This is a genomic window from Herbiconiux oxytropis (assembly GCF_024979315.1).
GTDB lineage: Bacteria > Actinomycetota > Actinomycetes > Actinomycetales > Microbacteriaceae > Herbiconiux > Herbiconiux oxytropis.
On the sequence record NZ_JANLCK010000001.1, the window covers coordinates 437899 to 451537 of the forward strand.

Annotated in this window: 12 protein-coding genes and 1 tRNA gene; 5 read left to right on the forward strand and 8 right to left on the reverse strand. The window is 69.9% G+C overall.

The window, feature by feature from the left end:
- Positions 1–26: 26 nt before the first annotated feature.
- On the forward strand, positions 27–767 hold the full coding sequence (locus N1028_RS02120; protein WP_310795557.1) for a GAF and ANTAR domain-containing protein: 741 nt from the start codon (positions 27–29) through the stop codon (positions 765–767).
- Between the two features lie 84 nt (positions 768–851).
- Here the strand turns inward: N1028_RS02120 and N1028_RS02125 are convergent.
- The 5 genes from N1028_RS02125 to galU all read right to left on the reverse strand — a co-directional run bounded on the left by N1028_RS02125 (position 852) and on the right by galU (position 4952).
- Positions 852–924 (reverse strand) — tRNA-Ala (locus N1028_RS02125).
- A gap of 31 nt (positions 925–955) precedes the next feature.
- Positions 956–2320: an acyltransferase family protein gene (locus N1028_RS02130; RefSeq protein WP_259525116.1), complete on the reverse strand. Its 1365-nt coding sequence runs from the start codon at positions 2318–2320 to the stop codon at positions 956–958.
- Positions 2321–2401: 81 nt separating this feature from the next.
- Positions 2402–3307, reverse strand: a complete 906-nt coding sequence (locus N1028_RS02135; RefSeq protein ID WP_259525117.1) for a hypothetical protein — start codon at positions 3305–3307, stop codon at positions 2402–2404.
- A gap of 86 nt (positions 3308–3393) precedes the next feature.
- Positions 3394–4047, reverse strand: coding sequence for a GNAT family N-acetyltransferase (locus N1028_RS02140; RefSeq protein ID WP_259525118.1), 654 nt, complete (start codon positions 4045–4047; stop codon positions 3394–3396).
- Between the two features lie 14 nt (positions 4048–4061).
- Positions 4062–4952: a UTP--glucose-1-phosphate uridylyltransferase GalU gene (galU, locus tag N1028_RS02145; RefSeq protein ID WP_259525119.1), complete on the reverse strand. Its 891-nt coding sequence runs from the start codon at positions 4950–4952 to the stop codon at positions 4062–4064.
- Positions 4953–4977: 25 nt separating this feature from the next.
- Here galU and N1028_RS02150 point away from each other — a divergent pair, with 25 nt between their 5' ends.
- Genes N1028_RS02150 through mscL form a run of 3 tightly spaced genes read left to right on the forward strand, consistent with a single transcriptional unit; the run spans position 4978 to position 6368 of the window.
- Positions 4978–5559 (forward strand): 5-formyltetrahydrofolate cyclo-ligase, encoded by a 582-nt coding sequence (locus N1028_RS02150; protein ID WP_259525120.1) that lies wholly within the window; start codon positions 4978–4980, stop codon positions 5557–5559.
- Positions 5560–5596: 37 nt separating this feature from the next.
- Entirely contained in the window at positions 5597–5899 is a 303-nt protein-coding gene (locus N1028_RS02155; RefSeq protein ID WP_259525121.1) for an FmdB family zinc ribbon protein, read from the forward strand.
- Between the two features lie 10 nt (positions 5900–5909).
- Complete coding sequence (gene mscL, locus N1028_RS02160) at positions 5910–6368, forward strand: large conductance mechanosensitive channel protein MscL (protein ID WP_259525122.1); 459 nt, start codon at positions 5910–5912, stop codon at positions 6366–6368.
- On the opposite strand, the gene N1028_RS02165 is transcribed toward mscL, so the two are convergent.
- A complete protein-coding gene (locus N1028_RS02165; RefSeq protein ID WP_259525123.1) occupies positions 6369–6569 on the reverse strand; it encodes a hypothetical protein in 201 nt (66 codons plus the stop codon).
- A 25-nt stretch (positions 6570–6594) separates the two neighbouring features.
- Positions 6595–10386, reverse strand: a complete 3792-nt coding sequence (locus tag N1028_RS02170; RefSeq protein WP_259525124.1) for an AAA family ATPase — start codon at positions 10384–10386, stop codon at positions 6595–6597.
- Positions 10387–10531: 145 nt separating this feature from the next.
- On the opposite strand from N1028_RS02170, the gene N1028_RS02175 reads away from it, so the two are divergent.
- Positions 10532–11620, forward strand: coding sequence for an LLM class flavin-dependent oxidoreductase (locus N1028_RS02175; protein ID WP_259525125.1), 1089 nt, complete (start codon positions 10532–10534; stop codon positions 11618–11620).
- Positions 11621–11644: 24 nt separating this feature from the next.
- Here N1028_RS02175 and N1028_RS02180 read toward each other — a convergent pair whose 3' ends face one another.
- Positions 11645–13630 (reverse strand): cell wall-binding repeat-containing protein, encoded by a 1986-nt coding sequence (locus tag N1028_RS02180; protein WP_259525333.1) that lies wholly within the window; start codon positions 13628–13630, stop codon positions 11645–11647.
- Positions 13631–13639 lie beyond the last annotated feature (9 nt).

Here is a 13639-nt window from a genome sequence, read left to right on the forward strand (position 1 = left end):
CGGACGAAACTGGAGGAAGGAAAAGGATGATGGCTGAACTGTCACGGGATGCCCGTCTCAGCGCCGCTTTCGTGAAAGTGGCGGACACGCTGGTCGACGACTATGACGTCGTGGACCTCCTCGACACGCTCGTGCAGGTATGCACCGACCTCGTCGATTCCGATGCAGGCGGGTTGCTGATCACGGACCCGGATGGCTGGTTGCAGCTGATCGCCTCCACCAACGAAGAGGCCGAGTTCGTCGAGGTGATTCAGCTGAACGCGGGCGAGGGACCCTGCGTGGAATCGTTCAAGACCGGTGAGGGAGTGACGATCCCCGACATCTCGGAAGAGGACCGGTGGCCGGCATTCTGTGCCGCAGCCCTTCAGCAAGGATTTCAGTCCATGCATGCGTTCCCGTTGCGACTGCGCGGACAGACGATCGGCGCAATGGGACTTCTCAGTAACACCACAGGCGAGCTCAGCGAATCTAATCTGGCCGTCGCTCAGGCGCTGGCGGATGTCGCGACCATCGGCATCCTTCAAGAACGCCCCCTCCGCGACACCACTCTCGTCACGGACCAACTGCAGCGCGCCCTGGACAGCCGAGTGATCATCGAGCAGGCGAAAGGTGTCATCGCCGCGCAGACCGGTGCCAACCTGCACACTGCCTTCGCCATTCTTCGCGACTACGCCCGCAGCAACCATCTCAATCTCAGCACTGTCGCCGAGGAAGTCGCGGAACGAACCCTCACACTGCCCGCAAGCGAGCACCTCACAACTCAGTAGTGCGCGCGACGTTGCGCAGAACACATGAATGACAGAACGGCCGACCAGACATGCCTTCACATGTCCGATCGACCGTCCGGTCGGTGGAGCTAAGGGGATTCGAACCCCTGACCTTCTCATTGCGAACGAGACGCGCTACCAACTGCGCCATAGCCCCGCCGTCGCATCGCTGCGACAACTCAGACAGTTTACGACGAAACCGCCGAGGAACGCGAACCGGCCGGAGCGCGACGCCCCGTCCTGCTCTTCCACCTCCCGAGCAGCAGGATCGACACCCCCAGCAGGATGCTCCCGCCCACTGCGATCGGCAGATCCATGAAGTACTCCATCACTGCGAACGGCGGCAGGAACGCGAGCACCGTGGCGATCGCGACGACCGCGGGCGGCGGCGTCGGCTCCACCTCGCGCGGCGCCTCCCAGCGCCCCACGAGGAACGAGAGCCCGAACACCCCGGCCATCACGAGCAGGAACATGATCGGCCTGGTCCACCACCAGGCGAGGCTCGCGGGCTCGGGGCTCGCGTAGGGCACGAGCAGCGCGATGCCCGAGAGGATGAGGATGACGGGCAGGTGCCAGAGGTAGATGGTCATGAGCCGGGTGCCCACGAGGAACACCACGGCGCGGGCTGCGTGCGTGTTCATGAGCCTGGCGAGCGCCGGCCGCAGCAGGCGCAGGATGCACGCCTGGGCCACCGCGAGCGCGATCAGCGGCACGGTGGGCGGGTTGAGGTTGGTGAGCATGTCGTCGGAGTACGGCCCCCACACCGTCAGCGGCACGAGCGAGGCGTAGGCGAGGATCGGGATCGCCACGAGCACGTACCATCGCCGAGCGTCGAACCAGCCGTCGGCGTAGAAGAAGCCGATCTGCTGCACGAGCAGCCACACGAAGAAGAGGTTGGCGAGGCCGATGGTGTCGATGCCGGTGGAATAGCGCAGCGCGTCGACCGCGACCGCTCCCGCGAACAGCACCGCGAGCGTCGCCTTGGGCGCACGGCTGTGCCACGACACCATGAGCGGCACGAGCGCCTGGCACAGCGTGTAGGCGGCAAGGAACCACAGCGGTGACGCCGCACCCTCCACCGCGAGATCGACGAGCTGCGGCTCGATGCCGGCGAGGCGCGCCCCACCGATCACGACCACGTAGAAGACGAACAGCGGCAGCGCCGGCTGCGCGAGCCGCAGCACGCGGTTGCGCACGTAGTCGGAGGCGGTGCCGCCCCGCCGGGTGAGACTCCGCCACGCCGTGATCGACGCGAACCCGCCCACCACGAAGAACAGCGGCATGATCTGCCCCGCCCAGGTCACGGGCGCGAACCACCACTGGCTCTCCAGCGGCCTCGACACCTCGACCTGCCCGTCGGCGCCGAAGCCCACCCCCACCATCAGGAGGTGGATGACGACGACGAGGAGCACGCAGAACACGCGCGCGAGGTCGAGCGTGAGATCGCGCTTGGAGATGTCGATGGCGGAGGCGCCACGCGCGCCCCCTGGGCCCGGTCGCCGGGCCTGGGAAGCAGCAGCGGGGGCGCGTGGGGTGACTCCGGCGTCGCTCATGCAGTCATCCTAGGTCGGCGACCCATCGCCGCCCGGGCATGGACACTCCACGGGGCGCCGACGACGCACCGTACGCCGGAATCAGCCGGCCCGCCTCCGGGCTAGCACCGAGTCGAGATCGAGGTGCGGCTCGGTGTCGGCGTCGACGATCCCCATGCGGGCGAAGCGCGACGGGGCGGCCGCGGGCGCCTGGGCGACCGGCGCCACCGGGAGCTCGGCCACGGTGGCACGCTCGGCTTCGAGCCGCGCTCGGAGTGCCGCTTCGTCGGCGGCGGCAGCGGCACGCAGCACCTCCGCCTCGTCGGGCCCGTCGTCGAGCCCGAGCGGGGCCGAGGCCGCGCGCGACATGTACAGCGGGCGGGGAATCGCGACGGGGGTCCAGCCGTCCGTCTGCTCCTCCTCGACCGCCACGGGCTCCTCGGCCTCGACGAGCTCGGAGACGCCGTCGCCCTGACGGTCCTCCCCCACGTCGTGGATCACGAACACCTGCGCCGTGGGCGCTTCGGGCCGGGGCAGCCTCAGCCGGCGCCCTGCCTTCGAGAGCTTCACGAGCACGGCCACACTCACGCCGGAGGCGATCACGCCGCCGATGAGGATGATCCAGGCCCCGGTGTAGACGGCCTGCATGCCGCCGAGCACTGCGACGGCCACCGACAGCAGCAGCACCACGGAGGTCCCGGCACGAGACCGCCGGAGCCGATCGGCCGTGCGCACGGCGGCGGGCACCACCGAGAGCTCGCGCTCGAGAGCCCGGTGCTTCAGGATGCGCTCCTGCTCGGCGATGGCGCGGGCGTTGGCCTCCACGCGCACCTCCTGCGGCAGCTCGGCGGTCTCGGCGAGGATGCGGAGCGTCTGCTGCAACCTCACCGCGTTGCGCTCGGTCGCGAGATACTGGCGGCTGCGGAACCACGACGGCAGCAGGTACGCGAGCCACAGGACCGCGGCGAGCGCGATGATGAAGCCACCGCTCAGCCAGTCCGTCGTCATGGCTCTACGGTAGGGGCGAGCGGGCACGCCGCCCCCGCATGAGGGGCGCGTGTCGGATGCTTCGCCGGGAAGCGTTCAGCGGATGCTCAGCGGGGCTGCACGGGCAGCTGCCGGGTGGCCGCGATCCGGTCGCTCTCGGGCACGGAGCCGTCGCCGACCGGCACCTGCCCCTCCTGCCAGCGCCGCAGCACACCCACCGGCAGTTCCTCACGCACGAGCGCGAAGCAGAAGTGGTCGCGCCAGTCGCCGTTGATGTGGATGTAGCGACGCCGGAGCCCCTCGTAGCGGTAGCCCAGCTTCTCGACCACGCGCAGGCTCGGGCCGTTCTCGGGCCGGATGCAGATCTCGACCCGGTGCAGCCCCACCGAGTAGAAGCAGTAGTCGGTCGCGAGGGCCACCCCGATGGGTGTGATGTTCTTGCCCGCGAACCGCTCCGAGACCCAGTAGCCGATCGATGCGGAGCCCACCGAGCCGTAGCTGATCGACGACACGTTCAGCTGCCCGGCCAGCTCCCCGTCGTATTCGAGCACGAAGGGCAGGCCGAGGCCGGCACGGGCGTTCGCCTGCAACGCGCGGATGCTCGCACGGGTGTCGAACGACATCGGTCCCTGCGGATTGGTGGCCTCCCATTTGCGCAGCCACGTGCGGTTCTCGATCAGCTCCCGTTCGAGGGGCTTGGCGTCTCGAACCCGGATGGGTCTGGCCGTCACCGGCCCCTCGACGAGCGTGGGAACGAACATCCTTCGCCAGACCCCTACAGGCCCTTGACGAACTCCTGCAGCCACGGGCGGAGGTCGGGCCCGAGGTCCTGACGGTCGCTCGCCAGCTGCACGATGGCCTTGATGTAGTCGAGCTTGTCGCCGGTGTCGTAGCGGCGGCCACCGAAGACGACGCCGTAGACGCCGCCCGCGATCTCGTCGTCGCCCGCCAGGGTGAGCAGAGCATCCGTCAGCTGGATCTCGTTGCCCTTGCCCGGAGGCGTGTTCTCGAGGATGTCGAACACCTCGGGCATGAGCACGTAGCGGCCGATGACGGCGAGGTTGGAGGGAGCGGTGCCCTTGTCTGGCTTCTCGACGAGACCGGTGACCTTCACCACGTCGTCTTCATCGGTCTGCTCGACCGAGGCCACACCGTAGAGGTGGGTCATGGAGGGGTCGACCTCCATGAGGGCGATCACCGTGGCGGTGCGCGACTGCTGCACCTCGAGCATGCGCTTCAGCAGCGGGTCGCGCGCGTCGATGATGTCGTCGCCGAGGAGCACGGCGAAGGGCTCGTGGCCGACGTGCATGCGCGCGCGCAGCACGGCGTGGCCGAGGCCGAGCGGGTCGCCCTGGCGCACGTAGTGCATCTCGGCGAGGGCGGTCGACTCGTTGACGACTCGGAGCATGTCGCCCTTGCCCTTCTGCTGAAGGGTCGACTCGAGCTCGTACACCCGGTCGAAGTGGTTCTCGATGGCCGCCTTGTTGCGGCCGGTGACGACGAGCACGTCGTTGAGCCCCGCGTCGACGGCCTCCTCGACGACGTACTGGATGGCCGGCTTGTCGACGACAGGGAGCATCTCCTTCGGCATCGCCTTCGTCGCGGGCAGGAAGCGTGTGCCGAGTCCGGCAGCCGGAATTACGGCTTTCGTCAATTGTGTCCCCATGATGCTCCCAGCGTATCCTGCTGGCATGCCTACGGATGAGTCCAACGACAAGCGGGCTCTGCGCGCCGAGCTCCGCGAGCGCCGCCGCACGAGGCCGGCCCACGTGGTCGACGCGGCCAACGCCGGGTTCACGGCGAACCTGATCGCCCTGGCCACCGAGAAGCAGGCGCGCACCATCTCGGCGTACCTCTCCACGTCGTTCGAGCCCGACACCCGGCAGTTCCTCAACTGGGCCATCGCCGACGGCCGGCGCGTGCTCCTCCCGATCGCCCGGCAGGACGGACTGCTCGACTGGGCGGAGGGCGACGGCGAGACCGAGACCGAGGGACTCTACGGCCTGCCGGAGCCCGTGGGCGGCATCCTCGGCCCCATCGCCATCAACGACGCCGACCTCATCCTCATCCCCGCCTCCGCCGTCGACCAGCACGGCACCCGCATGGGCTGGGGCCGGGGCTACTTCGACCGCACGCTCGGCTCCATGGAGAAGCGGCCGCCTGTGTTCGCGGTGGTCTTCGATGATGAGATCCTTGAGCAGGTGCCGCGCGAGCTCCACGACGCCCCCGTCGACGGGGCCGTCACCCCCACGAGGATCATCCGCTTCTCGTGACCCGCCACCTGCACCGCCCCTGATCCCCGGAGACCCCGTGCCCACCTACTCCTACCGCTGCACCGAGTGCGACAACGCCTTCGACATCCAGCAGGCCTTCACCGACGACACGCTCAGCGAGTGCCCCGTCTGCGGCGGCAGGCTGCGCAAGATCTTCAGCCCCGTGGGCGTGACCTTCAACGGATCGGGCTTCTACCGCACCGACTCGCGCGCCAAGACCTCATCGGGCTCATCCGGGTCGTCGGGCTCGTCGGGCGACGGGTCGGGTTCGTCGTCGAGCACTCCCCCTGCGAGCGCACCGGCCGCCCCGGCCGCGGCTCCCAGCAAGTCCGCATCGTAGGGTTGTCGGCATGCTGAAGGGATTCAAGGAGTTCATCCTCCGCGGGAACGTCATCGACCTGGCCGTGGCCGTCGTCATCGGAGCCGCCTTCACGGGCGTCGTCAACTCGATCGTCAACAACATCTTCAACCCGCTGATCGCGTCGATCTTCCGAGCGAGCGACCTGGAGAACGTGGCGGTCTGGACACTGAACGGGTCCGACATCAAGTTCGGCGCGGTGCTGGGCGCTCTCATCCAGTTCCTGCTCGTGGCCGTGGTGGTCTACTTCGTCTTCGTGCTGCCGATCAACCACCTCAAGAAGGCGGCCTTCGCCATCAAGAAGACCCCGGCCGAGTCGCTGCAGGAGAAGAACGAGGAGCTGCCTCCCACCGAGACCGAGCTGCTCATCCAGATCCGCGACCTGCTCGCGAACGAGCGCGCCGCCGCCGCGGGTGAGCCGCCGGCTACCGGGCACGCCCCCAAGCACTAGTCACCAGTGCGGCGGAACGTCGCGCTTCAGCCGGTCGTCGTTGGGCCCCGTCGTCGCCGAGGGCGGCCGGTCGCCCCACGACTCGTCGGTGTCCTCCGCCGCGCGCACCGGCGCGCCCTCCGGAGTCGCCTGGGGCGTCGGGTCGCTACCGGGCACGGGGCCGGTCGAGACCCGGCGCCGGCCTGTCCTCTGCACACTCATGCGAGCGATCCTAGGTCGTGACGGCCTAGAACGAGATCGGCTGGGTCTCGACGAGCGCCAGCTCCCGCACCCCGAGCACGTTCGCGATCCTCGCGGCCACGGCCTCGGGGTTCGTGAAGAGCTCGAAGGAGTGCACACGGAGGTAGTGCCAGCCGAGACGGCGCAGCATGTCGGGTCGGAGCCGGAGCGACTCGCGGAGCGACGTGGAGTGCACCACCGCATCCGTCTCGATCGCGATGGCCCTGCCGTCGTGCGAGGCCACGAGCGTGAGTTTGCCACGGTGCTCGAAGGCCACGTCGAGGCCGCGTGCGCCGAGGCGGCGGGCGAGGTCGATGAGCAGGGCGTCGCCGGGAGAGGAGAAGGTGTCGGGGGTCGGGCCCGACTCAGCCTCCTGCAGGATCTGGCGGAGCGCGACGACACCGAAGTTCATCCGGTCCTCGTCGATGTCGGCCGGCGTGAAGCAGCTGACGATGTCCATGGATCGGCGGGCCCTCGTCATCCCGACCGCGAGCAGGCGCTCGCCTCCGGGGCGGGCGAGCCCGCCGAAGTTCGTGAGCACGCGGCCGTGCGCGGTCTTGCCGTAGCCGACCGAGAAGATCACCCGGTCGCGGCTCTGCGCCACCGACTGCTCGAGCGTGGCCACCATGAACGGCTCTGCGCGCTCCTTGAGCACGAAGTCGGCGAGGTCGCTGCGCTTGGCGAAGGCCGCGAGCACCGCCTGCTGCACGCGCACGGCGTGCTTGGGCGAAGCCGTGATGACCATGAGCGATTCGCGCGGGTAGTTGATGGCGTGGTCGAGCACGAGCGAGACGACCTCGTCGACCTCGGCGTCGACGGATTCGACGGCTCCGGTCTCGGAGTCGGGCATGCCGCCTCGGCCCTCGACGTAGTGCAGAGCGAGGCTGCCGTGGCCGAGGAATGTGCCGGCCCACGGGAGCGAGTCGATCTTGCCGCCGTAGAAGCGGTGGTTCACGAGCTCGGCCAGATCTTCGCCGCCCGCGCGGTAGCTGCGGGTGAGCGAGAGGGTCGGCACGAGGTCGGCGAGGCGCGCGAGCGCGGAGTCCGAGTGCAGCTCGTCGACAAGCGACGCGTCGTCGCGTGAGCGGGTGCGCTGGTCGTCGACGGGGCGGATGGCGACCTCGAAATGCGAGGGCGTCTGCGTCACCGGGTCGCCGAACGCGACGACCTGGCGGGCACGGCGGATGGCGCCCACGTTCTCGGCCAGGGTCGTGGCGCCGGCGTCGACGAGCACGACCGTGTCGAAGGTGATGGCATCCGTGATCTGCGAGACCTCGTAGGGAGAGGCGAGCCAGACCGGCGCGAGCACCTTGCCGAGATGGGGAGCGGCTTCGTGCAGTGAGAACGACGACACGCCGTCGCCGCGCAGCAGCTGCTTGAGGGCGGTGGCCTCCATCGGGTGGTCGAGGATGCCGACGCTCCAGGTCTCGGCGAGCTGCCACGCGAGCAGCTGGCCGTTCATCGAGGCGTGGGCCTCGTCGACGAGCCGGAAGTCGCCCTCGAGGCGGTCGAGCACGCCCGTGTTGGCGCCGAGCAGGGCTCGGTCGTTCGCGAGCATGAGCTCGAGCACCGACTGCCACCAGGCGAGCTCGAGCTCGTCGGGCACGGCGTGCTCGGGCACGTGCCGGTTCGAGAGGTCGACGAGCAGCGGATCGAGCGAGTGCTCGCGCAGCGAGTCGAGGAGCTCGGTGCGCTCCTGCAGGTTGGCGAGCACCTCCGACTCGGCGGCGAGACCCTCGATCATGCCGATGAGCTGGTCGATCGGCAGCGAGCCGAGCTGCTTCGAGGTGCCGACCGTGCCGAGCGGAAGGTCGAGCTGCGCCAGATCCTCGGTGACGCGCTGGAACGCCATCTGCACGTCGTTGATGCCCACGGGGATCTCCGGCGGGATGCCGGCCGCGGCGAAGCGGTACCAGAGGGTGCGCTGCTGCTGGATGCGGCGGAGCGACTCGTTGATGTCGCCGATGTGCACGCCGGGACGCACGTACTCCTTGGCGAGCGACTTGAGCCGCCGGCGCGAGGTCGACGACATCTGCGGAGCGTCGCGGCGCGGGGAGGTGGCGGCGATGAGGTCGGTGAGCGAGCGGTCGAAGACCACGGGCAGGAACTTGTCGAGCGTCTCGCGGAGGTCGGCGAGCAGTCGCAGGTAGGTGCCGAGCTCGGTGAGCGAGGTGAACGGCCGCATGCGGGTCTGGCCGATGAGGTCGTAGGCGCCCGTGAGGAGCTTGGGCAGATCGGAGTTGTTGAGGCGCTTGGCGAGAGCGTGTGCGCGGTGGGCGTCGTCGCCCGAGGAGAACTGGGCGCCGTACCAGGGCGAGTCGTCGGGGCCGTAGCGGAACTGGCCGAGCTCGGCGGCGCGTGAGAGCGTCTTGGCGGCCTTCTGCCGGCCGGAGGCGAGCGACTCGAGCGCCGGGCGGTCGAGTCTGGCGGTGGTGGCCGGCGGGTTCGGCAGCAGGGCGAGCCGCGCGAGCTCGCGCAGCGCATCCAGCACCGAGACCTTCAGCAGCGGGTCGACCCGCGACATCGAGGTGCGGTAGTCCAGCAGCACGCTGCGCAGGCGCACGAGCGCCTCGTCGACGTCGGCCACCCGGGGCTGCGCGGCCTTCTCGTTGCGCCCGATCGACTGGATGAGGTCACGGCGGAGCGTGCGCGGCGAGACCGCGACGCCCGGGAGCCCCACGTCGGAGAGACGTCGGTTGATGCCGCCGAGGCTGAGCCGGCGCGGGCTCACCACGAGCACGCGCTTGTTCTGGGCCACGAGCGCGCCGATGGCGTTCACGATGGTCTGGGTGCCGCCCGTGCCGGGGAGGGTCTTCACCACGAGCGAGTTGCCGCCCGCGATCTGCGCGATCACGTTCTCCTGCTCGCCGTCGGCGTCGAGCAGGAGGGTGTCGGTGGAGGGCGCGCGGTGGTCCTGCGGAGACGGGTCGATGGGGTGGTAGCCGTCCTGCACTCCGCGACGGGAGGTGAGGTTGCCTGCGAGCGCGTCGAGCACCGGATGCGCGAGGTCGCCGCTGTCGGCCAGCATGTCACTCGCGACGTCGGCAAACGAGGAGACCACGAGACGCGGGTGCACCTGGAACCACGCGAGGTGCGAGGTGAGGCTGCGCAGGCGGTCGATGACCGGCTGCGGCTTGAAGACGCCGTTGGAGGCGGCGAGCGCCACGAGCGACTCGCGATCGAGCGTGATCTGGAACTGCTCCTGCAGGCGGCGCGCGAGCACGGGGTTGACGAAGGGGGCGCCGCGGAGCTTGAGCTCGAAGTCGCGGCCGTAGCGTCGCACCGAGATGGGGCGCAGGAGCACGGGGGCGCGGAAGGACTGCTCCGCACCGGCCCCGCCGTCGGCCCCGGGGCCAGCATCGGGGGCAGTGCCGCGCCACTCGGCGAGGCCGATGGCGAGGTGCACGGAGTCGATGCCACGGACCGAGCGCAGCTCCACGCCCTTGTCGGTGATGGCGCCGGCGGCGATGCGGGCGTTCCGGAGGGCGAGCTCGTCGCGGATGAGGCTCGATAGCAGGGTGGAGTTGCCGGTGATGAACTGGGCGAGACCGCCGGGGTGCGTGGTGCTCAGTTCGATGCGAGAGCGTGGGGAGTCGTCGAACGCGATGAGGGGCGAGGGGCCGCCGATCGCAGCGATCTCGGCGCGCCAGGCGTCGCGCGTGGGTTCGACGAGGCTGTCGGTGCTGTAGACCTGGCCGACCTGGCCACCGCCCTGACCGTTCCGCCCCCAGGCCGACTCCACGGGGTCGACCGCAGACGGGGTCTCGTCTGCTTCTCGTTTCTTATCGGCGCGCCACACAGGGCCACAGTACGTGTCGTCGCCCGGAATCCCGGGTAATCACGGGCGAGTTTCGCGATCCGGCGTGGCGAGAGCACCCTGGCCGCGGGCCGGGTGGCGACCGCGGCGGAATAAACCGGGTCCGTCACGGGCTTGAACCTGGGACATGACGAACCTCTCGGTGCTCGACCTGATCCCCGTCCGCTCCCGGCAGAGCTCCGGTGAGGCGGTGGCCGCCAGCCTCGCCCTCGTGCAGGCCGCCGAGCGGCTGGGCTTCACCCGGTACTGGCTCGCGGAGCACCACAACATGCCCGCCGTGGCCTCGACCTCGCCGTCGACGCTGATCGCGCACTTCGCGGCCGGCACGTCACGCATCCGCCTCGGCTCGGGCGGTGTCATGCTCCCCAACCACGCACCGCTGTCGATCGCCGAGCAGTTCGCACTGCTCGAGGCCATGCACCCGGGGCGCATCGATCTCGGCCTCGGCCGGGCCCCCGGCTCGGACCCCGTGACCTCCTACATGCTGCGCGGGCCGCGCACGACGACAGACGGCGATCCCGCCGAGACCTTCCCCACCGACGTCGAGACGGTCGCGGCGCTGCTCGGCTCCGATCGCCCGCCGAGCGACGAGCCGTTCGGCGACGACCAGCCGGGTGTGGGCCTCAACATCCGCGCGCGGTCGTACGAGCTGAAGGCCACACCCCGCGTCACGAGCGCGCCCGAGATGTGGCTGCTCGGCTCGAGCGACTTCAGCGCCGCCCTCGCCGCGAAGCTCGGCATGGCCTACGTCTTCGCCAACCACTTCGGCCAACCCGGCATCGAGCGCGCGCTCGAGCTCTACCGCTCGTCGTTCCAGCCCTCCGAGGCTCTCGCCGCCCCCAAGACGCTCGTGACCGCCAACATCTCGGTGGCCGACACCGCCGAGGAGGCCGAGCAGCTCGCGCTCCCCCAGCTCATCCAGATGGCCCGCATCCGCACCGGGGGCGCGCTCACCCCGCAGCTGACGATCGAGGCCGCCGCGGCCACGGAGCTCGGGCCCATGGAGCAGGAGTCGGTGCGCGACCAGTCGCGCCGCTGGCTGATCGGCACGGCCGACGAGGTGGCCGCGCGCATCCGCTCGCTCACCGAGCAGCACGGGGTCGACGAGGTCATGGTGTCGCCCGTGGGAGGCGCCCACGAGGGCGATTCGATGACGGACTCGCCGGCACGCATCCGCTCGCTCGAGCTCGTCGCGCCGCACTTCACCGCGCGCTGAGCCACCCCGCGAGGCGTCGGCCGATCAGCTGCACGGGGTGAGCGCGGCGACTCCGGCGCCGAGGGAGTTCGGGCCACCGAGGAGGGTGACCCGCACGGCACGGAACTTCTGCAGACTCTGCCGGAACTCGGGCGAGACGCAGTTCGGAGGCACCACCACGAGCGGAGAGCCCTTCGCTCCGGCGAGCGCCGAGCCCGCCAGTGCGTCGGGGAAGTTCATGCCCGTCGCCACGAACACCCGGTCACGGCGCACCTTCGTGGCGGCGTAGTCGTAGGCATTGAGGTTGATGGCGAGAGAGGCTTCGAAGCGGTCGGCGCCCGAGAGCCGCCACACCGTGAGCGGTGCTCCGTTGGTGCGGAGCGACCCGAGGGAGGACTGCAGGGCCGGTGAGACCGAGTTCGGACCTCCGGCGATGGTGACGTTCTTCACCTTCAGGGTCGACGTGAGCAGCGTCGCCGTGGCCTGATCGACGGATGCCGCCTTGCCGTAGACGAGCACGACCGGCTTGTTCGTGGCGCCGCCGGCTCCGCTCGCGCTCAGGGCGTCGGGGAAGTTGGTGCCCGTGGCCACGTAGGCACCGGAGCTGCCCGCGCCGAAGGCGAAGGCCGCGACCGTGCGCGAGACCTCGTAGCGGTCGGCACCTCCCCAGCGGTCGATGCGCACCCCGGGCCGCAGGCTCCTGAGCTGCTTCACGACGGCATCGGAGACCGAGTTCGGCCCTCCCACCACGACGATCGTGGTGGGCTTCAGCGAATCGCGGATGGCGGCGGCCACGACGGGGGGCACGGCCGAGGTGCCCGTGAGGAGGAGCGGTGCGCCCTTCTTGACCGCCGCGGGGCCGGCCGAGAGCGCGTCGGCGTAGCCGCCGCCGAAAGCGAGGAAGACGGTCTGGGCGCCGTCGGGGTAGGCCTCCTTCGCGATCGCCACGGAGACGTCGTAGCGGGTCTCGCCCTGGATGCGGTCGACGTCGATGTGCGGGTAGCCGAACCAGTCGGTGTAGATCACCCAGAAGTTGAGGTTGCCGAAGCTCGAGCAGGCGTCGCCATCGCTCTCGCTGTCGAGCGCCGCGGGGTTCGGCTGGTACGGCGTGTACTTGTAGAGCGCCGCGGTGGCCTTGGTGCGGATCGTGAGGGGGGCGGATCCGCAGGCCGGATTGGATTCGACCGGGTAGTAGAGCACCTGCGTGGGCGAGCCGATCGGGAGGCGCGGGTTCTGGAAGTCGCTCTTGAGCTGGCGCGCGGCGTTGTAGACCTGCTTGAAGAAGCCCTTGGTGTCCTCGTCGCACGGCGTTCCATCGTCGCGGCAGTCGTAGCCGGTCGCCGCGTCGAGTCGACCGGCCGTGGGGGCCGTCGAGGTCACGAGGCCCGACTCCTTCTCGATCAGGGCGAGCAGGGCCTTCTGGCTTACCCCACAGGCCTTTCCGACGTTCGCGATGATGGTCGCCGCCCTCTGCGAGCCGCCGGTGTACGCCGCGCAGTGCGCATCCTTCGGGATCGTCGTCACAGAGAACTTCGTCGGCCCGGCGAGGCAACTCGCGTTGCCGCACGCGGGCACCTGCCTCGTGAGGAACGACTGCACGGCGGCTGCGTCGAGTGCATCGCCGTCGTACATGTTCTTGTCGCTGATGATGTCGTCGGCGCGGAAACTGTAGGTGTTGATGCCCAGGATGTTCGGCTCCGCCTCGACCCCCGGCGGAGTGGTCGCCGCGGGCTCCGGCGTCGTGGTCGCCTCGGGTGCCGGCGTCTCGGTCGCATCCGGGGTCGACGTCGGTGCCGCATCCGGCGCCTGGGTCGGTGTCGGTGTCGGTGTCGGCGTCGGTGTCGGTGTCGGCGTCGCATCGGGCGCGGTTGTCGGGGCGGGCGTCACGTCCGGCGTGGCTGTCGGTGCTGCCGTGACCGTGGGGTCGGGAGCCACCGTGTCCTGCGGTGCCGCCGCCATCAGCCCCACCGTGAGCGAGAGACCCGCCACCACGGTGGCCGTCTTCAGGGACAGGCTCTTCCACACGCGCATTCTGCTCAC

What these genes read in the sequence shown, in the direction of transcription:
- N1028_RS02120 (WP_310795557.1), top strand. Translation starts at nt 27, where the DNA reads ATGATGGCTGAACTGTCACGGGATGCCCGTCTCAGCGCCGCTTTCGTG.
- N1028_RS02130 (WP_259525116.1), bottom strand. Translation starts at nt 2,320, where the DNA reads ATGAGCGACGCCGGAGTCACCCCACGCGCCCCCGCTGCTGCTTCCCAG.
- N1028_RS02135 (WP_259525117.1), bottom strand. Translation starts at nt 3,307, where the DNA reads ATGACGACGGACTGGCTGAGCGGTGGCTTCATCATCGCGCTCGCCGCG.
- N1028_RS02140 (WP_259525118.1), bottom strand. Translation starts at nt 4,047, where the DNA reads ATGTTCGTTCCCACGCTCGTCGAGGGGCCGGTGACGGCCAGACCCATC.
- galU (WP_259525119.1), bottom strand. Translation starts at nt 4,952, where the DNA reads ATGGGGACACAATTGACGAAAGCCGTAATTCCGGCTGCCGGACTCGGC.
- N1028_RS02150 (WP_259525120.1), top strand. Translation starts at nt 4,978, where the DNA reads ATGCCTACGGATGAGTCCAACGACAAGCGGGCTCTGCGCGCCGAGCTC.
- mscL (WP_259525122.1), top strand. Translation starts at nt 5,910, where the DNA reads ATGCTGAAGGGATTCAAGGAGTTCATCCTCCGCGGGAACGTCATCGAC.
- N1028_RS02165 (WP_259525123.1), bottom strand. Translation starts at nt 6,569, where the DNA reads ATGAGTGTGCAGAGGACAGGCCGGCGCCGGGTCTCGACCGGCCCCGTG.
- N1028_RS02175 (WP_259525125.1), top strand. Translation starts at nt 10,532, where the DNA reads ATGACGAACCTCTCGGTGCTCGACCTGATCCCCGTCCGCTCCCGGCAG.
- N1028_RS02180 (WP_259525333.1), bottom strand. Translation starts at nt 13,630, where the DNA reads ATGCGCGTGTGGAAGAGCCTGTCCCTGAAGACGGCCACCGTGGTGGCG.